The 21,164-nt window shown below is 68.9% G+C and carries 15 protein-coding genes and 4 pseudogenes; 11 read left to right on the top strand and 8 right to left on the bottom strand.

The window, feature by feature from the left end:
• Nucleotides 1-294: 294 nt before the first annotated feature.
• The 7 genes and pseudogenes from secA (at nt 295) to QEG98_RS28955 (ending at nt 8,496) form a co-directional block, all read left to right on the top strand.
• Nucleotides 295-3,117 (top strand): preprotein translocase subunit SecA, encoded by a 2,823-nt coding sequence (secA, locus tag QEG98_RS28985; protein WP_090490002.1) that lies wholly within the window; start codon nt 295-297, stop codon nt 3,115-3,117.
• Between the two features lie 383 nt (nt 3,118-3,500).
• A complete protein-coding gene (gene rpsB, locus QEG98_RS28980) occupies nt 3,501-4,475 on the top strand; it encodes a 30S ribosomal protein S2 (protein WP_141589136.1) in 975 nt (324 codons plus the stop codon).
• 156 nt (nt 4,476-4,631) lie between these two features.
• On the top strand, nt 4,632-5,285 hold the full coding sequence (tsf, locus tag QEG98_RS28975; protein WP_171444882.1) for a translation elongation factor Ts: 654 nt from the start codon (nt 4,632-4,634) through the stop codon (nt 5,283-5,285).
• Nucleotides 5,286-5,502: 217 nt separating this feature from the next.
• Nucleotides 5,503-6,255: a UMP kinase gene (gene pyrH, locus QEG98_RS28970; RefSeq protein ID WP_090490000.1), complete on the top strand. Its 753-nt coding sequence runs from the start codon at nt 5,503-5,505 to the stop codon at nt 6,253-6,255.
• A 38-nt stretch (nt 6,256-6,293) separates the two neighbouring features.
• Nucleotides 6,294-6,851, top strand: a complete 558-nt coding sequence (frr, locus tag QEG98_RS28965; RefSeq protein ID WP_090489999.1) for a ribosome recycling factor — start codon at nt 6,294-6,296, stop codon at nt 6,849-6,851.
• Nucleotides 6,851-7,117, top strand: a pseudogene (locus QEG98_RS42270) (diguanylate cyclase); the annotation flags it as partial. The gene frr and the pseudogene QEG98_RS42270, both read left to right, overlap by 1 nt.
• Before the next feature lie 230 nt (nt 7,118-7,347).
• Complete coding sequence (locus QEG98_RS28955) at nt 7,348-8,496, top strand: diguanylate cyclase (protein WP_316563608.1); 1,149 nt, start codon at nt 7,348-7,350, stop codon at nt 8,494-8,496.
• Here QEG98_RS28955 and cyaY read toward each other — a convergent pair.
• Nucleotides 8,484-8,816 carry an iron donor protein CyaY gene (gene cyaY / locus QEG98_RS28950; RefSeq protein WP_316563607.1) on the bottom strand — a complete coding sequence of 111 codons (333 nt, stop codon included), beginning with the start codon at nt 8,814-8,816 and terminating at the stop codon, nt 8,484-8,486. The two genes, QEG98_RS28955 and cyaY, sit on opposite strands and share 13 nt — an antisense overlap.
• Nucleotides 8,817-8,829: 13 nt before the next feature.
• Nucleotides 8,830-9,327, bottom strand: coding sequence for a SixA phosphatase family protein (locus tag QEG98_RS28945; protein WP_090489996.1), 498 nt, complete (start codon nt 9,325-9,327; stop codon nt 8,830-8,832).
• 189 nt (nt 9,328-9,516) lie between these two features.
• Between QEG98_RS28945 and QEG98_RS28940 the strand changes: the two genes are divergently transcribed.
• Complete coding sequence (locus QEG98_RS28940; RefSeq protein ID WP_090489995.1) at nt 9,517-10,182, top strand: hypothetical protein; 666 nt, start codon at nt 9,517-9,519, stop codon at nt 10,180-10,182.
• Nucleotides 10,183-10,204: 22 nt separating this feature from the next.
• On the opposite strand, the pseudogene QEG98_RS28935 reads toward QEG98_RS28940, so the two are convergent.
• From QEG98_RS28935 to QEG98_RS28915, 5 genes and pseudogenes are all read right to left on the bottom strand, one after another.
• Nucleotides 10,205-13,983 (bottom strand): annotated as a pseudogene (locus tag QEG98_RS28935) (FAD-dependent oxidoreductase).
• 160 nt (nt 13,984-14,143) lie between these two features.
• Complete coding sequence (locus QEG98_RS28930) at nt 14,144-14,602, bottom strand: hypothetical protein (protein ID WP_316563606.1); 459 nt, start codon at nt 14,600-14,602, stop codon at nt 14,144-14,146.
• Nucleotides 14,593-14,964 carry a glycosyltransferase gene (locus QEG98_RS28925; RefSeq protein WP_316563605.1) on the bottom strand — a complete coding sequence of 124 codons (372 nt, stop codon included), beginning with the start codon at nt 14,962-14,964 and terminating at the stop codon, nt 14,593-14,595. The genes QEG98_RS28930 and QEG98_RS28925 overlap by 10 nt, the downstream gene beginning before the upstream one ends.
• Nucleotides 14,965-15,115: 151 nt before the next feature.
• Nucleotides 15,116-15,892: a hypothetical protein gene (locus QEG98_RS28920; protein ID WP_316563604.1), complete on the bottom strand. Its 777-nt coding sequence runs from the start codon at nt 15,890-15,892 to the stop codon at nt 15,116-15,118.
• A pseudogene (locus QEG98_RS28915) lies at nt 15,889-18,128 on the bottom strand (glycosyltransferase family 4 protein). Before QEG98_RS28915 ends, QEG98_RS28920 begins: the two are co-directional and overlap by 4 nt.
• A gap of 47 nt (nt 18,129-18,175) precedes the next feature.
• Between QEG98_RS28915 and QEG98_RS28910 the strand changes: the two are divergent.
• Together QEG98_RS28910 and QEG98_RS28905 are read left to right on the top strand one after the other, a co-directional pair.
• Nucleotides 18,176-19,260: pseudogene (locus QEG98_RS28910) on the top strand (glycosyltransferase family 4 protein).
• Nucleotides 19,261-19,268: 8 nt separating this feature from the next.
• On the top strand, nt 19,269-19,823 hold the full coding sequence (locus QEG98_RS28905) for a hypothetical protein (RefSeq protein WP_316563603.1): 555 nt from the start codon (nt 19,269-19,271) through the stop codon (nt 19,821-19,823).
• A 3-nt stretch (nt 19,824-19,826) separates the two neighbouring features.
• On the opposite strand, the gene QEG98_RS28900 is transcribed toward QEG98_RS28905, so the two are convergent.
• Entirely contained in the window at nt 19,827-20,348 is a 522-nt protein-coding gene (locus tag QEG98_RS28900) for an NADAR family protein (protein ID WP_316563602.1), read from the bottom strand.
• A 14-nt stretch (nt 20,349-20,362) separates the two neighbouring features.
• Between QEG98_RS28900 and QEG98_RS28895 the strand changes: the two genes are divergently transcribed.
• Nucleotides 20,363-21,157: a hypothetical protein gene (locus QEG98_RS28895; RefSeq protein WP_316563601.1), complete on the top strand. Its 795-nt coding sequence runs from the start codon at nt 20,363-20,365 to the stop codon at nt 21,155-21,157.
• The last annotated feature ends 7 nt before the right edge of the window (nt 21,158-21,164 follow it).

Below are 21,164 nucleotides of genomic sequence, written 5' to 3'. Positions count from 1 at the left end.
GGGGCTTGCCCCCGGGGGCAGGGCCCTGGCGGTTAGGCGGCGCTCCGGGGCGGCCCGGATGGCGGGAGGGAGGTCGTCGTGAAGGCCGGGAGGGGCCTCGGCGTTGATTTCGTGTGGGGGACATTGCGTGGGCTGGGTTCCGCTTTACTCTGAGCCGCTGCGTGGTGGGCGGCCTGCCGAGTGGAAGTTTCGGCGGACGCACGTGGTTTCCATACGTTTCTCCCTTACACCTCCAGGGATTTCCCTTCACTCGCCGCCGTCCTTCGAGGATTCTCCGGCGAGAGAGCCGACCGAATGATCGAATGGACGCTGAAGAAACTGATTGGGACCAAGAACGAGCGCGAGCTCAAGAAGGCCCACGCGAAGGTCGCCCGGGTCAATGAGCTGGAAACCCGCATGCGGGCCCTCAAGGACGAGGACTTCGTCTCCGAGACGAACCGCATGCGGCAGGAGATCCAGAACGGCCGTTCGCTGGACGACCTGCTCTTCGAGGCCTTTGCCATCACCCGCGAGGCGGCGCGCCGCGTCATCGGCCAGCGGCACTATGACGTGCAGCTCATTGGCGGCATGTTCCTCCACGAGGGCTGCATCGCGGAGATGCGCACCGGTGAAGGCAAGACGCTGACGGCGACGCTGCCCACCTACCTCAACGCGCTGTCCGGCCGGGGCGTGCACGTCGTCACGGTGAACGACTACCTGGCCCGCCGCGACGCGGAGTGGATGGGGCGCGTCTACCGCTTCCTGGGCATGACGACGGGCTGCGTGCTGCACGAGCTGAACGACAAGCAGCGGCAGGAGGCGTACCGCTCGGACATCACCTACGGGCAGAACAACGAGTTCGGCTTCGACTACCTGCGCGACAACATGAAGTTCCGCCTGCAGGACTACGTCCAGCGCGAGCTGAACTTCGCCATCGTCGACGAGGTGGACTCCATCCTCATCGACGAGGCCCGCACGCCGCTCATCATTTCCGGTCCCACCGAGGACAGCACCGACAAGTACTACCGGGTGGACCAGGTCATCCCCGGGCTGGTGCCTGACCAGGACTACACCCTGGACGAGAAGCACCGCTCCGTGTCCCTCACGGATGACGGCATCGAGAAGCTCCAGAAGCGGCTGGGTGTGGGCAACCTGTACGACCCGGGCGAAATCGAGATGCTGCACCACGTGGACCAGGCCTTGCGCGCGCACACGCTCTACAAGCGCGACAAGGACTACGTGGTGAAGGACGGCGAGGTCGTCATCGTCGACGAGTTCACCGGCCGCCAGATGCCGGGACGCCGCTGGTCGGACGGCCTTCACCAGGCCATCGAGGCCAAGGAAGGCGTGAAGATCGAGAACGAGAACCAGACGCTCGCGACCGTCTCGTTCCAGAACTACTTCCGCATGTACTCCAAGCTGGCCGGCATGACGGGCACGGCGGACACGGAGGCGGAGGAGTTCGCCAAGATCTACAACCTCGACGTGCGCGTCATCCCCACCAACCGTCCGCCCATCCGCAAGGACCTGCAGGACGTGGTGTACAAGACGGAGCGCGAGAAGTTCGAGGCGGTGGCGGCGGAGATCGAGGAGCTGCACAAGAACGGGCAGCCGGTGCTCGTGGGCACGGTGTCCATCGCCAAGAGCGAGGTGGTGGCGAGCTTCCTCAAGAAGCGCGGCATCCCGCACAACGTCCTCAACGCCAAGCAGCACCAGCGCGAGGCGGACATCGTCGCGCAGGCCGGCCGCAAGGGCGCCGTCACCATCTCCACCAACATGGCCGGCCGCGGAACGGACATCCTCCTGGGCGGTAACGCGGAGGTCCTGGCCAAGGCGTCCATGGGGCCGCCGCCCGAGCCGCCCACGTCGGCCCCGGACGGGCAGCCGCTGGACCTGACGGCCTACGAGGCGGAGCTCGCGGCGTGGGAGCAGAAGTTCGCCGACACCAAGGCGAAGCTCGAGGAGCAGACGAAGAAGGAGCGCGAGGAGGTCCACAACGCCGGCGGCCTCTTCATCATCGGCACCGAGCGCCACGAGTCGCGCCGCGTGGACAACCAGCTGCGTGGCCGCGCCGGCCGCCAGGGTGACCCGGGTGGCAGCCGCTTCTTCCTGTCGCTCGAGGACGACCTGATGCGCATCTTCGGGTCCGAGCGCATCCAGGGCCTGATGGAGCGGCTGGGCATGGAGGAGGGCGAGGTCATCGAGCACGTGTGGCTGTCACGTGCCATCGAGGGCGCCCAGAAGCGGGTCGAAGGCCACAACTTCGACATCCGCAAGAACCTCCTCGAGTACGACGACGTGATGAACCAGCAGCGCCGCACCATCTACAAGCTGCGTCGCCAGGTGTTGGCCGCGGGCGCGGGCGTGCCGCTGGTGGAGTACGACGAGGATCCGAAGACGCGCATCAAGACGCGCTCCGAGCGGACCGTCAGCTGGGCGGACTTCCGCGAGCTGATCCTGGACTCGATGGAGGACGTCATCGTGTCCCTCACCGACACCTACGCGCCCACCCGGGGCGTGGAGGGCTGGGACATCGCCGCGCTCCAGCAGGGCGTGAAGGAGACCTTCAACCTCGAGATGAACTTCGAGGGCGTGGGCAACCGCGAGGAGCTCCAGGAGCACATCTACAAGGCGGCGGAGAAGGTCTTCCAGGCGCGCGAGGAGGAGTTCGGCGAGAACTTCATGCGCTTCCTCCAGTACAACTACCTGGCGACCATCGACCGGCTCTGGAAGGACCACCTGCTGGCCATGGACCACCTGCGTCAGGGCATCGGCCTGCGCGGCTACGGCCAGAAGGACCCGAAGCAGGAGTACAAGAAGGAGGGCTACCAGGGCTTCATCCAGATGCTCTCCGCCATCAAGGCGCAGTTCGTCACCCAGCTCATGCACGTGCAGCCCCGCTCCGCCTCCAGCGCGGCGGAAGAGGCCGCCCGCATCCAGCGCCAGCTCGCGCAGCAGCAGAAGAAGGCGGTGGAGGGACGCGCCACGGCGGACGGCAAGCTGGATGAGGGCTCGGTGGCCGCGGCGGCGCGTCCGGCGGCGGCCAGCAGGCCGGCGGTGGGCCGCAACGACCCCTGCCCCTGCGGCAGCGGCCGGAAGTACAAGAAGTGCCACGGTGCCTCGGAGGCCAGCGTCTAGGACGCGGGCTGACTGACAGGCTCATCGTGGAGGACGCCGGCGCGGCGCCAACCCTTCTGGGGAGGCACCGCGCCGGTGCTGTCTTGGCGGGGCGAAGGGGCCTCGCTGGGACGATAGGAGGGCGGGGGAACGGCATGTGCCGTCCCTGCCCGGACGGGCGGTGCGGCGAAGCTTGCGCGGCCCGGAGGGGTTCTGTTAAGGACGCCCGGCCCCACGGTATGGGGTCGGGGGGCAGTCGACCCCAGGCAGTACCCACTACACACACGCCCGTGCCGGTCGCCGGTGCTTCCGTGGGTGAGGGCCTCTCCTCGGAGAGGAGCTCCTCCGCGGTCGTTTCGGCCGGAAGGTTTGCTCGGGCGTGGCGGAACAACCGGAGAGACGACATGGAAACGCAGGACACGCAGACGCAGCAGCAGGCGATGGCCGCCGCCGGTGGCATCACGATGAGGCAGCTCCTGGAGGCCGGTGTTCACTTCGGCCACCAGACGAAGCGCTGGAACCCGAAGATGAAGCCGTTCATCTTCGGCGCGCGCAACGGCATCTACATCATCGACCTGCAGAAGACGGTCGTGATGGCCCGCTCGGCGTTCCGCTTCGTGGCGGACATCACCGCGCGCGGTGGCTCGGTGCTCTTCGTCGGCACCAAGAAGCAGGCGCAGGACGTGGTCCGCGAGGAGGCCTCGCGCGCCGGTCAGTTCTTCGTCACCAGCCGCTGGCTGGGTGGCACGCTGACCAACTTCAAGACCATCAAGCAGGGCATCGACCGCCTGAAGACGCTGGAGAAGATGGCCGAGGACGGCACCTTCGAGCGCCTGCCCAAGAAGGAAGTCGCCCAGCTCGAGCGTGAGCGCGAGAAGCTGGAGAAGAACCTGGGCGGCGTGAAGGAGATGTCGAAGCTGCCCCGCTGCGTCTTCGTCATCGACCCGAAGAAGGAGCACATCGCCATCCACGAGGCGGGCCGCCTGGGCATCCCGGTCATCGGCCTGGTGGACACCAACTGCGATCCGGACGGCATCGACTTCGTCATCCCCGGCAACGACGACGCCATCCGCTCCATCAAGCTGTTCACCTCCAAGATCGCCGAGGCCTGCCTCGAGGGCGCCGCGCGTTACCGCGCCTCGGGCGCCGCCGAGCGCGACGAGCAGGAGGAGCGCGAGGGCCGTGACGACCGTGGCGACCGCCGCGATGACCGCCGTGGCCCGCGCCGCGGTGACCGCCGCGACGACCGTCGCGACCGGGGTGGTGACCGTGGCGGCGACCGCCGTGGCCCCCTCGTTGAGATGAAGGGCGCGGCCCCTGTCGCGTCCACCGAGCCGGCCGCCGAGGCCGCTCCCGAGGGTGAGGCGGCGGCCGAGTAGCCGTCCCTTCCTCACGTCAGTGCCGAAGCGGCCGGGTGGCATCAGTTCGCCAGCTCCCCGGCCGCCTCTGTTTCCCTGGTGCCGCAGTATCCCCTTGAACTTACAATGCTCCGCCCGGCGCAGTGCGCCTTGGAGTGGCGGAGGCAGGAGACGACGATGGCCGAAGTTAGCGCCCAGATGGTGAAGGAGCTCCGCGAGCGGACCAACGCGGGCATGATGGACTGCAAGAAGGCGCTCGCCGAGTCGGGTGGCGACTTCGCCAAGGCCGAGGAGTGGCTGCGCAAGAAGGGCATCGCCAAGGCCGCTGGCAAGGAAGGCCGCGTTGCCTCCGAAGGCGTCATCGGCACCTACGTCCACAGTGGCCGCATCGGCGTCATCGTCGAGGTGAACTGCGAGACGGACTTCGTCGCTCGCAACCCCGACTTCCAGGACCTGGTGAAGGACGTGGCCATGCAGATTGCCGCGGCCGGCCCCAAGTTCGTCCGTCGTGAGGAGGTCCCCACGGACAACCTGGACAAGGAGAAGGACATCCAGCGCGAGCTCCTCAAGCAGCAGGGCAAGCCTGAGGCGATGCTGGAGAAGATCCTCGTCGGGAAGATGGAGAAGTACTACGAGGGCGTGTGCCTCGTGGACCAGCTCTGGGTGAAGGACGACAAGAAGAAGGTCGGCGAGATGATCTCCGAGCGCGCCGCGAAGATTGGCGAGAAGGTCTCCGTGCGCCGCTTCGTCCGCTACGAGCTGGGTGAGGGCATCGAGAAGAAGAAGGACGACCTCGCCGCCGAAGTCGCCAAGACGCTGGGCCAGGCGTAAGGCCTCCGCGGTCCCCTCGGGGCCGCGAGCCTGGACGCAGGGCTGACAAGGGCCGCGCGCACCGGAAACACCCTTCACGGGGCGTCCGGGCGACGCGGCCCTCGCTTTTGCGGGTCTGATTGGCCCCTCCCCGTGCGACCGCCAGCGGACGATGTGGGGGCGGCCCACCGACTCCAGCGTTGATCCCTCGCGGAGCGGGGGATAGAAGCGGTGGCGCATGTCCTCCGACACGAAGAAGCCGCTCCCGTATCAGCGCATTCTCCTCAAGCTCTCGGGCGAGGCCCTGATGGGGGAGGGGAAGTACGGCATCCATCCGCCCACGCTGATGGGCATCGCCGAGGAAGTCATCGAGCTGGCGCAGGCGGGCGTGGAGGTCGCGCTGGTGATTGGCGGCGGCAACATCTTCCGGGGCGTCGCGGGCGCCACGGAGGGCATGGACCGCGCCAGCGCCGACTACATGGGCATGCTGGCCACCTGCATCAACTCCATGGCCATGCAGGACGCGCTGGAGAAGAAGGGCCTGCACACGCGCGTGCTGTCCGCCATCAAGATGGAGCAGATTGCCGAGCCGTACATCCGCCGGCGCGCCGTGCGCCACCTGGAGAAGGGCCGCGTGGTGATATTCGCGGCGGGCACCGGCAACCCGTACTTCACCACCGACACCGCCGCCTCCCTGCGCGCCATGGAAATCAACGCGCAGGTCATCCTGAAGGCAACCAAGGTGGACGGGGTGTACAGCGCGGACCCGAAGAAGGACCCCACCGCACGGCGCTATCGGTCGCTGACTTACATGGACGTGTTGAAGCAGAATCTCAACGTCATGGACTCCACGGCCATCTCGCTGTGCATGGACAACAAGCTGCCCATCATCGTGTTCGACCTGACGCAGCGGGGCAACATCCGCCGCGCGGTGCTGGGTGACGGGGACATTGGTACGTTGGTGGGTGGCAGCGAGACGGTCTGGGCCTGAGTCCCGACCCACCGGCAAGCACTCAAGGAGAGAACGCAATGAGTGGAGACGTCGTCGCCGAACTGAAGGGCCGTATCGACAAGTCGCTCGAGGGCCTGCGCACGGACCTGACGAGGGTCCGCACGGGCCGCGCCAGCATCGCCATCCTGGATGGCGTCCGGGTGGACTACTACGGCACGCCGACGCCGCTGTCGGGCGTGGCCAGCGTGAACGCGCCCGAGCCCCGGCTCATCACCATCAAGCCGTGGGAGAAGAGCGTCCTCAAGGACATCGAGAAGGCGCTGCGCGAGGCGAACCTGGGCATCAACCCGATGAACGACGGCGAGATGATTCGCCTGCCCTTCCCGCCGCTCACCGAGGAGCGCCGCAAGGACATCGCCAAGCAGGTGAAGACCAAGGGCGAGGAGTTCAAGGTCACCATCCGCAACCTCCGCCGCGACGCGAACGAGGCGCTGAAGACGCAGCTGAAGGACAAGAAGATCACCGAGGACGACCACAAGCGCATCACCGAGGTCGTGCAGAAGCAGACCGACGCGGGCATCACGCAGGTGGATGAAATCGTGAAGAAGAAGGAGAAGGAGGTCATGGAGGTTTGATGTCCTCCATCGTCCTCGCCGAGCCCTCCGCACCGGTGGCGGGCGTTCTGCGCCGCTATCTCGAATCCGCCGGTCATGAAGTGTCCTGGGTGAGCAGCGCCGACGAGGCGCTGCGCACGGTGAGGGAGCGAATGCCCACCGTCCTGCTGGCGTCCGGAACGGGCGCCCTGGACGGTGAGGCGCTGTGCCGGAGCATGCGGGCCGAAGGCCTCGCCGCGCCGGTGTTGCTGTTGTATTCGCCGGACGAGGAGCAGGCGGACACGCGGGCCGCCCAGGCGGGCGCGGACGGGTGCCTGGTGGGGCCGCTGAAGCGCCCCACGGTGTTGACGTGCGTGTCCCTGCTCGTCCAGCGCGAGGAGGCGCTGCGGCGGGCGGGTTCCGTGGGCGCACGGCCGCCGCCACCCCCGTTTGATGGGGCGTCACACGCGAGTGAGCCCCTCCGCTGCCGGGCGCGTTGGGCGGGCGGATGGTTCCGCCTCCGCCGCCGCTCGACGGCGTGGATGCACCTGTCGAGAGCGTGGATGCGCGGGGCATGCCCCCTCCGCCGCCGCTCGACGAAGAGGCACCGGAAGCGGAGAGCGCACAGGCGCGGGTGGTGCCACCGCCGCGCGAGGCGGAAGCGTCGTTCTCCGAGGGCCACGGCGCGAAGTCCGCGTCACTGCCCCCTGAGCTGGACGAAGAGCCCATCACGTCGCCGTCCTCCGAAGCGGGCAGCACGGCCCCGGATGCGGGCGCGGCGTCTGCTTCAGCCACAGCGGAGACGCAGGCTTCCGAGGAAGACGACCTTCCACTGCTCCACGCGGAGCCAGAGGCCGATGCGTCGGATGCCGCCGGGCCAGCGTCCGAGGACGGGCCCGAGGCCACGGAGGCCGTCGCTGCGTCAGGAGCCAGTCCCGAGCCGTCGTCCGCGCAGACGTCTTCGCCCGAGGCTCCGGCTATTTGGGCGGCGAAACCTACGGATTCGGGTGCTGCATCGTCGAGCGCGTCTGACGCCGCCACCGCGAGCCCCGCGACACCGGCGGCCAGCGCTCAGCCTCCCACGGTGGGTGCCCGGCACTCCGGCGCCTTCCCCGCGCTCGCCCCCACGCCTGTCCCAGGTGGCAGCCGCATCAGCCGGTCCGACCTGGCGGTGGTCGGCTCCTCTCCGGACTTCGAGTTCCTCAAGCGGCTGATGTTGATGGAGGTGAAGCGCAGCCGGCGCTACCGCTACCCCATCGCCGTGCTGCTGGTGGACATCGACAAGTTCGCGGAGAAAGCCGCGCCCCTGGCCCCCGCCGCGCGGAAGCTCGCGCTCGCCGAGGCCCTGGGGCTGCTGGTGTCCGGAGTGCGCGACATCGACGTCGCCGTGCCCTTCGCGGACAGCCGCTTCGTCGTCTTCCTTCCGCACACGCCGCGCTCCGGCGCGCTGGTGGTGGGGCAGCGCCTGCGCGAGCTCATCAAGTCCCTGACGGCCTACGAGGGCGCCAGCGCCTCCGTGGGCGTCGCCGTCTCAGAGCCCCCGCCGGGCCGTGGACCCGTGGCGGGCGCCCTGTCCCAGGTCAGCTTCGGCAGCCTCCTCAAAGAGGCTGGAGAAGCCCTGCGTCGCGCTCAGGCCGCGGGTGGGGACTGGGTGGAGGCCGCGAGCGGCAGGACTCAGCCGGGATAGACGAAGTCCGTCCCGGTGATGCCGCGGACGACGTCCGCGACGAACGCCATCAACTCCAGGCCCCGGCCCTTGTCGTCCTTCCAGGTGCCGGTGGCCGCGTCGTAGTCGAAGTGGATGCCCTGACCCTGGCCCGCCACCCAGATCTGCCGCACGGCGCGCTGGGTGTTGACGATGCACTTCTCCCGCGAAGCCGCGGTGAGCGTCACCATGTCGCCGGTGCTGTCGGCTTCCAGGATGTCAGGGTCGATGGTGTCCGCCGCGGCGAGGATGCGCTTGAACGCGGCGGAGACCAACTGGTTGTAGCGAGCTTCGTCCATCATGGCCGCAATGGCCTCACTGGATGATGTCGAGCACCTGCTGACCAGGGGCGGCGTAGAACAGGAACTTGAACGCCGGTGAAGACTCCCCCTCCGCGCGCTCCAGGCCGATGACGGTGCCCGGGTTGACGGGCTTGGGGAAGGACTGCATGCCGAGCAGATGGGCCGCCAGGGCGCCCATGGACGGCTGGTGACCCACGAGGACGAGGTTCTCGTCCGCGTACTCGTTGAGCACCGGCTCCACCGCGCCCACGGGCATGTCGGGCAGCAAGCAGCGATGCACCTTCAGCGGGCCCTCGAACCTGGTGGAGATGGAGAGGATCTGCGCCGTCTGCACCGTGCGAACCAGCGGGCTGGTCAGGATGCGCCCCACGGGACCAATGCGCTCGGTCAGCGAAGCGAAATGCTGAGCGGTGCTGGTGCGGGACTTCGCGGTGAGGGCGCGTGCCTCGTCACCGAGACCCTCGGGGATCTCCGCGTCCGCATCCGCGTGCCTAACCAGGAAAAGCCTCAAATTCCCTCCACCGCTTTCGACAGAACCGCGGTTCGTACACGAGCGCGGCAGGGTTGGTCAAAGGTAATGCGGCGATTGTTCAGTGGCCGGAACAACCCCACCGTGACAGACAGAGGCGGGACGCCTCTCACCGCCCAGGTTGCCGGAGCATACATGAGGGGCTGACATGTCCCGTCTGGAGGAAAGCGCGTGCGCAAGGTGCTGTGGGGACTGTGGGTGCTCGTGGCCTTCTCGGCCTGCAAGAAACCCGAGGACGCTTCCGGGCCGCCCGCCGGAGTGGTGGGCGAGCAGGCCCCCGGCGCTTCCGACGGTGTGGTGGAGGCAGGCCCCTACACGGTGACGAAGGAGAAGCTGGACGCGTACGTGGGCTATCAGCGGCGGATGTTGGAGGTGTACGCCTCGCTCATGAAGGGCCTGCAGAACCTGGGGGCGCTGGTGGACGCCGGCACCCCGGAGGCCATGGCCGCCGCGCGCGAGGGCCTGAAGGTGGTGGAGGCCAAGGCCAAGGCGGAGGCCGAGGCGCGCCGCGAGGCACAGCTCTCCGAGGCGGACGTCAACGGCATCGCGGAGGTCGTCACCGCCGTCGTCAGCCAGCGGCAGTTGGGGCGCACGCTCCAATACGAAGAGGAGCTGAAGAAACTGGAGGCGCTCCAGGCGAAGCTTCCGCCCGAGCAGCAACAGGGCATGGCGCCCCAGGTGGCGTCGATGCGCGCCCAGGTGGAGGCCTTCCAGACGCTGGCCGATGCCCGCCGCGACTACGGCGATGCGAACATCGACGTCGTCCTGACGCGTGAGGAAGACCTCATCCAGAACTACCAAGAGATGATTCGCGTCTTCACCGGCACACGCCGGTGAAGACGGGCCCCGCCTTCTCGCCTCAGACGCGCTTGAGGTGCGGGGCCTGCTTGAAGAGCTGCGCCAGGTAGACGTCGGCGACCTTCTCCATGACGGTGTTGCCGCGCAGGCGCTGCCGGAGGTTGACGAAGTCCACCTGGTCCAGCCGCTGGTCCTGGTTGTAGCAGGAGAACACCCACGTCTCCTTGCCCGTCACCGGGTCCACGTGCCGCTGGAGGCACTGGGCGCAGATCTCCTTCATCATGCACTGCATCGGCGAGTTGATGGAGCCGATGGCCTCGTGTCCCGGCTTGAGGTGCGGCTGGAGCACGCCGTGCCGCGCCTCGGCCACCGCGCGCATCATTCCGTCCGAGCCGATGGCGATGATGCGGTCCACGTCCGCCAGGGAGATGACGGGGGCGGGGCCCAGCTTGCCCTCCGCGTAGGCCACCATCGCCTGCACCACGTTGCCCCGGAACGCCGCGTCTTGCGGCCGGCGCGCCTCAATCGTGTCCCCGGTGTCCACGGACCACACAATCTGGTCCGTGCCGGCCTCGATTTCGTCGTGCTTGAAGGAGTCCGACTTCTGCCGGTAGCCGGCGAAGTACACGACGCGGCAGCCGGCCGCCTTGAGCGAGCGGGCGATGGAGAAGAGCACCGCGTTGCCCAGGCCGCCGCCCACGAGCACCACCGTCTCGTTGTGGCCAATCTCCGTGGGCGCGCCGGTGGGGCCCATGAGCACCACGGGCTCACCGGGCTTGAGCGCGGCGCACAGGCGCGAGGACGAGCCCATCTCCAGCACGATGGTGCCCATCAGCCCCTTCTCCTTGTCCACCCAGGCGCCGGTGAGGGCCAAGCCCTCCATGGTGAGGCGCACGCCGTCCACCACGGGCGCGTTCCGCTCGAAGTTCTGCAGCCGGTAGAACTGGCCGGGCGAGAAGTGGCTGGCCGCGAAGGGCGCGCGCACCACCACCTCGACGATGGTCGGCGTCAGCCGGTTGACGGCCACCACGGTGGCGGTGAACGCCTCGTCCAGCCGGCGAAGTGCGCGGCGCGCCGCGCGTCACGCGCGGCCTGGGCCACCTCGTCGGTGAAGTCGAGCGCGGCCACTTCCTTGGCGTACAGCCGCGCCACCTGCGGGTGGCCGTCCTTCGCGCTGGCCATGGCCTTCACCACGTTGCCCGCATAGGTCGGGTGGTTGTCACCGTAGAAGGAGATGAAGCGGCCGTCCTTCTGGTACGAGGTGAAGAACCCCGTCTTCGCGGCCGGGTCCTCCTTCGCCTTCACGGGCGCCAGCGAGAAGCCGTCTTCGGCGTCCACCAGCTCGTGGCTCTGGAAGTACTCGCCGCGCGCGTCGAGCTGGAAGGTGCCCGGGTATTCCTTCTCGTACGTGACGTTGGGGGACGTGCCGGCGGCGACGCACACCGTGCGCGCGGGCAGCTCGAAGAACTGGCCGCTGCCCTTGAGCTTGCCGTCCACCGTCACCATGCGCTCGAAGCGCAGCGCGCGCACCGCGCCGGAGGCGTCCGGCAGGGCCTCCACCGGGCTCATGCGCTCGATGAAGCGGATGCCTTCCTCCAGCGCCTTCGTCACTTCCTCGTGGTTGAGGCGGTAGGCGGGGGACTCGGTGAGGCTGCGGCGGTAGACGAGGCTGACGCCGCCCCACGCGCGCACCAGCTTGATGAAGTCCGGGTCGCGGCCCAGGGCCTTCGCCTTCTGGCGCTCCTCGCGCACGGCGCGGCCATGCTCCAGGAACGTCTGGTAGGTGGCGCGCTCCTCCGCGTCGAGGCGGGCCAGTACGGCCTCCTCGCCCACCTGGGACACCAGCTTCTCGTGGCGGGCGAGCGCCTTCTCCACCTGCACCGGGTAGTACGCCATCAGCTCCGTGGCGGTGTCGATGCCGGTGAGGCCACCGCCGATGACGATGGCGGGCAGCTGCACCTGGAGGTTCGCCAGCGAGTCCTTCTTGAACGCGCCGGTGAGCTGGAGCGCCATCAGGAAGTCACTGGCCTTGCGGATGCCCCGGATGAGGTTGTTCTTCATCCCGATGATGGTCGGGCGGCCCGCGCCAGCGGCGATGGCGATGTGGTCGAAGCCCAGCGCCCACGCGTCTTCCACCGTGAGGGTGCCACCGAAGCGCACGCCGCCGTGGATGCGGAAGCTCTCCCGGCGCGCCAGCGTGAGGTGGATGAGCGTGAGGAAGTTCTTGTCCCAGCGCACGGTGATTCCGTACTCGGACACGCCGCCAAAGCCCTCCAGGATGCGCTCGTCCAACTCGCTGGTGAGCGCGGACCAGTCGCGGATGGGCTGGAGCGAGTGGCCATTGCGGCCCACGAGCGCGTCGGGGAAGGGCTCAATCTTGAGGCCGTCCACGCCGGTGACGCCGAAGCCCTCGTTGAGGAGGTAGTGCGACAGCGTGTAGCCGGCGGGACCCAGCCCCACCACCAGCACGTTGCGGCCCACGTAGGGCAGCGCGTACGGGCGGCGGACGTTGAGCGGGTTCCACCGCGTGAGCAGGCCGTAGATTTCGAAGCCCCACGGCAGGTTCAGCACGTCCGTGAGCGTGGCTGTCTCCGCCAGGGGGATGTTCACCGGCTCCTGCTTCTGGAAGATGCAGGCCTTCATGCAGTCATTGCAGATGCGGTGGCCGGTGCCCGGGCACATCGGGTTGTCGAGCGTCACCATGGCCAGCGCGGCCACGGAGTTGCCTTCACGCTTGAGCAGGTGCGCCTCGGAGATGCGCTCGTCGAGCGGGCACCCGTTGAGGGGGATGCCCAGCGGGTTCTTCTTGTAGTGGTGCCCCTCGGCCACCGGGTCCTTGGCGGGGAAGCCCTTGGTGCACGAGTCCTTCTGCCGCTCGTGGCAGAGCACGCAGTAGTCCACCTCGTTCATCACGTCGCGCGAGGTGCCCCGGCGGTCGGTGAGCTTGAAGCCGTCGCGGTGGCGGAGGTGGTGTTCCAGGCCTTCGGTGGCCTCGGGCAGCTCGTTGTCCGGGCGCTGGAGCTGGACGAGCTGGTCGAACACCAGCGGCTTGGGAATCCGGTGGGTGGGCCAGGCGTGGAAGAGGTCCTTCGTCTCTGGATGCAGCGCCCGCGCGTAGGTCCAACGGTCCGCCAGCGACAGCAGCGCGCGCACGGACTGGAGCTCCGCGGCGTCATCGCCCTGCGTGACGAGGCTGGAGCCGAAGGCGTCCTTGCCCTCGGGCGTGGACAGCAGCACCTCGCGCAGCGCGGACCAGCGGGCGCGCAGGGCCTCCGCCTCGCCCTGACGCTCGGCGGGCAGCGCGTTGGAGAACAGGCGCTCCAGGTCCATCAGCGAGAGGACGGATTCCGCCAGACCCCGCTCCAGGTCCCCGGTGGCCAGCGCCTCCGGGAAGCCCAGCTGGAGCATCAGCCGCATGCGCGCGTCCAGCGAGGGGAACTCCGCCAGCGCCGGGCGGTCCGCGGCGCCCTTCTTGAAGACGCGGCGGGTGATGAACTCGCGCTTGAAGTCGAAGAGCGGCAGCTCGCCCTTGAGGCGGCCGGACAGGCGCTCCAGCTCCTGCTCCACTCGGAAGAGGCGCGTGACGAAGCGCGACACGTGGCGAGACACGCGGACGAGCAGGTCCGACTCCGCGGCGCCGCTGACGCTCGTGCCGCCAGATTTGCGGTACGCGTCGAAGGCCTGGAAGAGCTCGGGCTCATCCTCGGTGAGCTGTGCGTCGAAGCGCTCCGCCAACCGGCGCAGACCAGCGGGACGATACAGGTCCTCGAAGACGAAGCCCGGCAGGCCCAGGGTCAGAGGAGGGGTGGGGTCGGAGGGCAGGTCAGTCAAGGCGCGCATGTCACGAACAGTGTGGGAGGAACCTGGAGAAACGGCTTCCAGGCGGGACCTATTTCGCGGTGTGCCGTCCGGAAATCAAGCGGGCTTGTCACTGGAGGTGAGGGCCGGCGTCGCCGTACAGGCAGGGCGGGGCTGCACGCCTACACAGTGACGCTCCTGCCTACCGCTGGGCGTGTGGCTCGCCTTCGGGCAACGCGTCACGGTGGGTAGGCAGGGACACATGCTCCAGTCGCCGACGCAGCTGCAGCAGCCCCCAGAACATGCGCGCCGCGTCGAGCCCTGGGATGACCTTGGAACCTCCGAAGTCCTCCCAGTCGATGGGGACCTCCAGGAAGCGCGCGCCCTGGCGCTTCAGCATCACCAGCAACTCCACGTCCAGCAGCCAGCGCTGCTCCTGGAGGACGTCCAGGAGCGGCCGCAGGATGTCCGCGCGGACGAACTTCACTCCGCACTGCGTGTCGTAGAAGTGGAGTTTGAAGTTCGCATCCGTGAGCGTGGCGAAGATGCGGCCCTGCAGGTGGCGGTGGAGGCTGCGCACGACGCGGCGTCCGGCCATGAGGATGCGTGAGCCGGCCAGGACGTCCAGGTTCTGCGCCATCTCCGAGGCGCTCAGCGCCACCAGTCGGTGAAACTCCTCGGCGCTGATGGCGCCATCCGCGTCCAGGAAGGCCAGCCACGTGACGCCCGCTGACGCGTGACGCCAGCCGAGCCGGATGGCCGAGCCCTTTCCTGGTTGCGAGGCGCCGCCACGTAGGTGAACTGGTGCCGCGCCCCCGCGGTGGCGAGGCGAGCCTGGGCCGCCTCGACGCTGGCGCGCTGGAGTTCGGCCTGCTTGGGCGCGCTGCCATCGTCGACGACGACGAACTCCACCGGCGGGGCGCTCCGCTCGAGGAACACGCGCGTGAGCTCCGCGACGAAGCGAGGAAGCCGCTCACCCTCGTTGTAGGCGGGGATGACGACGCTGACGAAGGGCGCATGCACGCTTTCGATTGAGCACAGGTGCAGATGGGCCGTCAATGCAAGGTGTCGGCCCGTTTCCGCCTCGCACGCACCAGGCCGCACGGTCCGAAGTCCTGGCGCGCGGCCTGTTCAGGAGGTCCGGGGCAGGCGCCGTGCCCCTCGTCAGGGGGCTTCAACGGGACTTCTTGTTGCGGCGCTTCTTCTGTCCGGAGGCGCTCCGGCGCGGCGAAGCCTCCGCTGAGGGCTGTGCAGGCGCAGACGGCGCGGCCTTCTTCGCACGGGCCGTCTTGCTGGTGACCGGTTCGCCCGTGGCCGGCGCACGAGGCGCCGAGGTCGAATCCACTTCCGTGGAAGCCGCGCTCACCGGCTGCTTCGGCCGAGCTGGCTGCCGTGACGGGGCCTTGGGGGCACGCGGCTTGGGCAGCACGGTGTCTACGCCTGGAACCGTCAGGGAGACCGGCGCGGTTGGCGGCTGCGCCTCGGCGGACGGGGCCGCTTCGTGCTCGCGTCGCTGTGCGAGCTCCTGCCGCGGCACCGCTGCATCGGAAGCCGTGGGGACTGACCTCGCCCGGAGTGCCTCCACCTCGCGACGCAGACGGAGCACCTCGGCGGAGAGCTGCGCGTAGGAGTCGCGCACGTGTCCGTTGAACACGCGCTGCCTGCCGAGCGCCTCGTTGATGAACACCTGGCACGACTTGCGGAAGGCCCACTTGGCCAGCAGGACGACTTGTCCCACGCCGCCCCGGTGGGTGTGCAGGGGGAGGGCGCGCGTGGCGTCCGCGTACTCCTCCAGCGCATGCAGGTTGAAGGTCAGCGGCTCCACCCGGGGCTCCACGCCTTCGGGCGGCAGCTCCACTTCCTCGGAGGTGGGGAGGCCGCGCGTGCGCAGGCGCTCCTCGATGCGGGCTATCAGCTCCCGCGCGGGGATGTCCCGTCCCAGTAGCTTCATCGGCGCTTCTCCTCGAGGATGCGTTGCATTTCTTCCCGGTAGGCCGCCACCACCTGCGGCCAGCCCTGCTTCTTCACGTACGCCAGGCCCCGCTTGCCCATGGGCCCACGCTCCGAGCCCACCTCGCGCAGACCCTGGATGAACGACTCCAGGTCCGTGTACGCGCGGCCCGCGCCGCTGCGCTCCACTTGCCCCACCAGCACGTCCGAGCGCCCGTTCACGAGCACGGGCGTGCCCTGGGCGAAGGACTCCAGCGTCAGCAGCGACAGGCTCTCGTAGCGAGACGGCACCACCACCGCCAACGCCCCCGCCAGCGCGTCGTGTTTGTCCTGCTCGTCGATGCGGCCCAGATAGCGCACGCCCTCGCCGGACAGCTCCATGTTGGTGTCGCCCGCGAGCACCAGGTCCGGCGCGTCCTCGAACCGGTTCTTCAGGGCCTGGTGGTACTCGAGCAGCTCGGGCACGCCTTTGCCCGGCTCCTGACGGCCGATGTAGAGCAGGTAGTGCCGGTGGATGCCGTGCTTCTCCTTGAAGCGCGCGCCATCCGCCCGAGGCCGGTCCACGCCCACGCCCACCACGCGCGTGGGTGCGTGATTCGGGAAGTACTTCTCGATGAGCGTGTGCTCCTCCGGCGTGAGGCAGAGCAGGGCGCGCGGGCGTTCGAAGACGTCCCGATACACACCGAAGCGGACGGGGGCCTCATCATGTGTGGTGGGCACCAGCAGGGCCCGGTCCGCCACCAGCGGCAATCCCCACACCGTGGGCGCGTAGAGGTAGGTGAAGAAGAGATAGCCGTCGTAGGCGTCGCGCTCGGTGGCCAGGTGGTGCAGCAGGCCGGGGCACATGGGGCCCTGCTCGGCCACCCACTGCTCCTCGCGCAGCCGCTCGTTGCTCTTGTCGAACACCTGCCGCGACAGGCCGTTGAAGCCTCGGATGTTGCGCACCCGCGCGGACGGGAAGCGCAACACCTTGATGCCGTCCACGACGTCGGGGCCGGGCGGAAACGCGTTGTCCCACACGAGGTGGTTCTTCGCGCAGGTCGTCAGCACGGTGAGGTCCCAGTGCGGAGCCAGGTGCTCGGCCATCTGCGCGGCGAGCTTCTCCGCGCCGCCCGTCACCTCCCCGTAGCGCTGCACCACCATCGCCACCCGGGGACGCTCGGGGGCCTTCCGGGACTTCGTAGGCGTGGGGCGGGGGAGCACCGTCTCCAGTGCCTTCGTGAAGGCGGTCTGCACGGAAGGCGCGGAGAAGTGCTCCAACCGCCGCGTCTGTCCAGCGATGACGGGCCCGCGCAGGGAGAGGTCCTCGCTCAGGTCCACCGCCAGCTCCGCGAGGAAGGCGAAGCGCTTCTGGTCGAAGGCCACGCCCGCGCCGCCCAGGGTCTCCGGCACCGCGGCGGCCGCGTAGGCCAGCACGGGCACCTCGGCGGCCATGGCCTCGATGAGGGGGACGCCGAAGCCCTCATGCTCGCTCATGGAGACGAAGACGGAGGCGGAGCGGTACGCGGCCACGAGCTGCGCGTGGCTCAGGCGCCCCAGGAAGCTCACGCCGCGCAGGCCGCGCGCCTCGCGCTGGAGCATGCGGAAGTACCGACTGCCGGGCTCGTAGCCGCCCACCATCAACAGGCGGGCCTGGGGCGCAGCCGCAGGACTTCGCGGTGGAGCGCGAGCAGATCCTCGAAGCGCTTGTGCGGCATGACCCGGCTCACGCCGAGCAGCACGGGGCCTGGACCTTCGAGCCGCTGGAGCATCTTCGCGTCCGCGCTGGCGCGGGAGAATCGCTCCGGTTCGATGAAGAGGGGCACCGTGTGGACGTTGCGGTAACCCGCGACGCGCAACTCGGCGGCGTTGAAGTCCGACACGCCGATGGCCACATCCGCGAAGGGGGCCATCGCGGCGAGCTGGGCCCGTCCCGCCACCAGCGCGTCCGCCAGCGGCAGCCCTTCGTAGAAACGCGCGGGGCTGATGTTGTGGAAGACGATGCCGCGCCGGCAGGGCAGGTGCATCAGCCGGCTGCTGAGCGGGGAGGCGATGCCATGGTGGTAGAGGACCAGGTCACCGGGCTCGGGACGCAGCGCGGACGCGGGGCTGGCCAGCCCTTCGAGCCCCGGGCCCACCTCGTCCGCATACAGCGCGCCCGCGTGCCCCATGCGGCGCAGCAGGAGCTGCAGGTGCAGCGCGGCCTGCCCGGTGGCGTCGCCGGGGACAAAGCTCGGTATCAACTGGTGGATCGCCATGTGGGCCCTGCCTATCACACGCACGTGCTATGAGGCGCACCGTGTCCATGGGACCTATCGCCTTCGACGCGACACTCTGGGACGAGCCGACCACCGGCATCGGCCTGTACACCCGTTGCCGGCCTCCGCCCTCGAGGCGCTCGGCGTCCAGCTCACCCGCGTAGGGGCTCAGTCATCCGGCGAGGCCCCTCGCGCGAAGGCAGGGCGCACCGCCTGGACGCTGGGCGGCTTGCCGCGCGTGCTCCAGCGCTCGGATGCGCGGCTGTACCACGCACACGGTAACTTCAACCTGCCCCTCATCCGCGCTCCCGGCATGAAGTACGTGCTGACGGTGCACGATTTGATTCCGCTGTTGATGCCGGAGACGGTGTCGGCCGCGTTCCGCTGGCAGTTCCGGCTGTGGTTGTCGCGCAGCCTGATGGTGGCGGACCAGGTGGTGTGCGTGAGCGAACGCACGCGGCAGGACCTGCTGGCCCGCTACCCGGAAGCGGAGGCGCGCACGGTGGTGGTGCCCAATGGCGTGGACCACGTCCATGCGCCAGTCCTGGACGACACCAGCAAGGACTTCCTGCGCGCGCTCTCACTGCCGAAGGAGTACGTGCTCTACGCGGGCTCGCTCGACGTGCGGAAGAACGTGGACCTGGTGCTGGACGCGTTGGAGCGGCTGCGACTGCGGGGCCGGCCTGCCTCGTTGGTGCTGGCGGGACAGAGCTGGTTCGGCGCGGGGCGCGTGGAGGCGCGCATCTCCCGGCTGCGCTCGGAGGGGTTCGAGGTGCGCTCGCTCGGCTATCAGTCCGACGCCGTGTTCTACGAGCTGATGCGCCGCGCGGCCGTGTTCGTGTTCCCCTCTCGATATGAGGGGTTCGGGCTGCCACCGCTGGAGGCGATGCGGCTGGGGACGCCCACCATCGTCTCCACCGCGGGCTCGCTGCCGGAGGTCTGTGGCGACGCTGCGCTGAGCGTGGGGCCCGACGACGCGAACGGGCTCGCGAGGGCGTTGGACCGGCTGCTCCACTCGCCGGAGGAACGGCGGGCGCTCGCGGAGCGTGGAAAGGCGCAGGCCGCGAAGTTCACCTGGAAGCGGACCGCCGAGGGTACCTTGGCGGCGTACGAGGCCGCGCTGCGGCGATAAGGAGACGTATGCGAAAGCTCGTCTGGAGTGGGGTGATGCTGTGCGGACTGCTCGCGGGCTGTGCGAGCCGGCAGGAGACAGGCGCTGCTCCGGCGGAGCCGCCACCCGCCGAGGCCGAAGCCAGCGCAGAAGCGACGGCGCCGGTCCCTGAAGACACGCAGGCCACCGAGACTCCGCCTGCCGAGGAAGGTGAGGCGAAGGCGGCCGTCCAGCCCCTGGTGGTGACGCCCAATCCCGAGCCGAAGGACCCCATCAATGTCCGAAGCGCCAAGGTGGACGGTGGCATCCTGACGCTGGCCGTGATGCATGGGGGAGGTTGCGCCGAGCACACGTACTCGCTGGCCTGGGATGGGAACCTCCAGCAGGGCGCGGATGGCACGCCCGTGGCGAACCTGGTGCTGGTGCACGATGGGAACAACGACCGGTGCAAGGCGCTCCTGCGGGCCAATCCTCGCTTCGACGTGTCCTCGGTTTCGCAGCGCTTCGGGGCGCAGTTCGGGAAGACCTCGGGCACGGTGAACCTGGTCCTGTCGGACCAGGCTCACGTGCGCTACGACTTCTGAGCCCTACGACTCAGCGGGGGACGCCTCGGTGACGCCCTCCGCCAGCAGGTCCTCGCGCAGCTTCGTGAGGACCTTGCCCAGCAGGTTCAGTCCTCGCCACTTCGCGGGGTGATGGATGCGCGGGTCCTCCTCATCCAACCCCACACCCCAGATGCGATCCACGGGGCTGGCTTCCACCAACTCCGTGCCCGCGGTGGCCAGGAGTGCCTTCAGCAACTCCGGGCTCTGGGTGAACTTCGCGCGGTTGCCCTCGTAGACGATGCGCTCACGCGCCTTCTCCCAGCGCGCGTTGTCGAAATCGCGGACCTTGCGGCCCAGGGCCTTGTGCGTCTTGGGCGACTTCGATGACAGGATGCTCGCCAGCGCCTCTTTGTCTCCGAAGAGCCGCGCCTTGCCTGCCATCATGTACTGCTCCGCGCACACGTAGCGCACGCCGTCCACGGTGAAGTCGGAAGGGTGCCACTGGGAGAAGGGGGAGTGCGCCTGCCAGAAGAAGGTGAACCGCTGCTGTCCTGCTTCGCTCATGGGCGACCTCGGAAATGGTGTTGATTGTACACGAACGTTGGCGGCCCAGCGGCCTGACAAACGTCGCTACACTGCCCACCTTCATGACGCTCTCCGACGCCCTGGTCCTGCTGGAACGCTGCTTCACCGGGCTTGCGGAAGGCGCCCCCCGGCTCCGCGAGCAGGAAGACGCCCGCTTCGCCCTCCGCCCCAGCGCCGTGTGGCTGGAATACCGCTGGTACGTCCAGGAACGGGGGATGGCGGAGGTCTTCCTCAAATGGCCCCGTACCTCCATGGAGCAGAGCGCCGCGGCCGAGGCCACGGTGCTGCGCGTCCATCTGCTCGGCGTGTCACCCACGCTTTCCCAACGTGCGGGGCAACTGCTCGTGGGAGGCACGCCGTCGAGAGATCGCATCATGGACCTCTTCGGCGATGACGGCGTGCGCCGGGAGTGCGTCTGCCTGGGCCGGACGAACGTCACCGTGGAGCACTGGGAGCCGCAGCCCGGCCCGCGCCCGTTGCTGGATGATGCGCGCTTCACCTCGCTGGCCGAAGTGCTGGAGGCGCCGGACTCCACGCCCGAGGCGCGTCACGAGGCGGTGCAGCGGCTGGCTGACGAGCGAAGCCCTCGCGTCGTGGCAGTGCTGCTCGCGCTGGTGGCGCGCAAGCACTCGCTGATGGCGCTGCGGGTGTTGTCGGAGTGGGGCGTCGTGGGGGCGCGCGAGGCGCTTCAGCGGGACCTGGCCCAGGTGCGGCCAGACAATCCGGCGGACCTGTGGACCCTCACGGCGTTGGAGCGGCGGCTTCAGGCCTGGGCGGCACTTCAGTGAACGGGGT

It is taken from the genome of Myxococcus sp. MxC21-1, from assembly GCF_032612255.1.
GTDB classification, from domain to species: domain Bacteria; phylum Myxococcota; class Myxococcia; order Myxococcales; family Myxococcaceae; genus Myxococcus; species Myxococcus virescens.
This window is presented reverse-complemented; position numbering and strand designations above follow the sequence as displayed.

Bases quoted from the DNA above. Each gene is read 5' to 3' on its own strand.
- secA (WP_090490002.1), top strand. From the start codon at position 295: ATGATCGAATGGACGCTGAAGAAACTGATTGGGACCAAGAACGAGCGC.
- rpsB (WP_141589136.1), top strand. From the start codon at position 3,501: ATGGAAACGCAGGACACGCAGACGCAGCAGCAGGCGATGGCCGCCGCC.
- tsf (WP_171444882.1), top strand. From the start codon at position 4,632: ATGGCCGAAGTTAGCGCCCAGATGGTGAAGGAGCTCCGCGAGCGGACC.
- pyrH (WP_090490000.1), top strand. From the start codon at position 5,503: ATGTCCTCCGACACGAAGAAGCCGCTCCCGTATCAGCGCATTCTCCTC.
- frr (WP_090489999.1), top strand. From the start codon at position 6,294: ATGAGTGGAGACGTCGTCGCCGAACTGAAGGGCCGTATCGACAAGTCG.
- cyaY (WP_316563607.1), bottom strand. From the start codon at position 8,816: ATGATGGACGAAGCTCGCTACAACCAGTTGGTCTCCGCCGCGTTCAAG.
- QEG98_RS28920 (WP_316563604.1), bottom strand. From the start codon at position 15,892: ATGAAGCTACTGGGACGGGACATCCCCGCGCGGGAGCTGATAGCCCGC.
- QEG98_RS28905 (WP_316563603.1), top strand. From the start codon at position 19,269: ATGCGAAAGCTCGTCTGGAGTGGGGTGATGCTGTGCGGACTGCTCGCG.
- QEG98_RS28900 (WP_316563602.1), bottom strand. From the start codon at position 20,348: ATGAGCGAAGCAGGACAGCAGCGGTTCACCTTCTTCTGGCAGGCGCAC.
- QEG98_RS28895 (WP_316563601.1), top strand. From the start codon at position 20,363: ATGGTGTTGATTGTACACGAACGTTGGCGGCCCAGCGGCCTGACAAAC.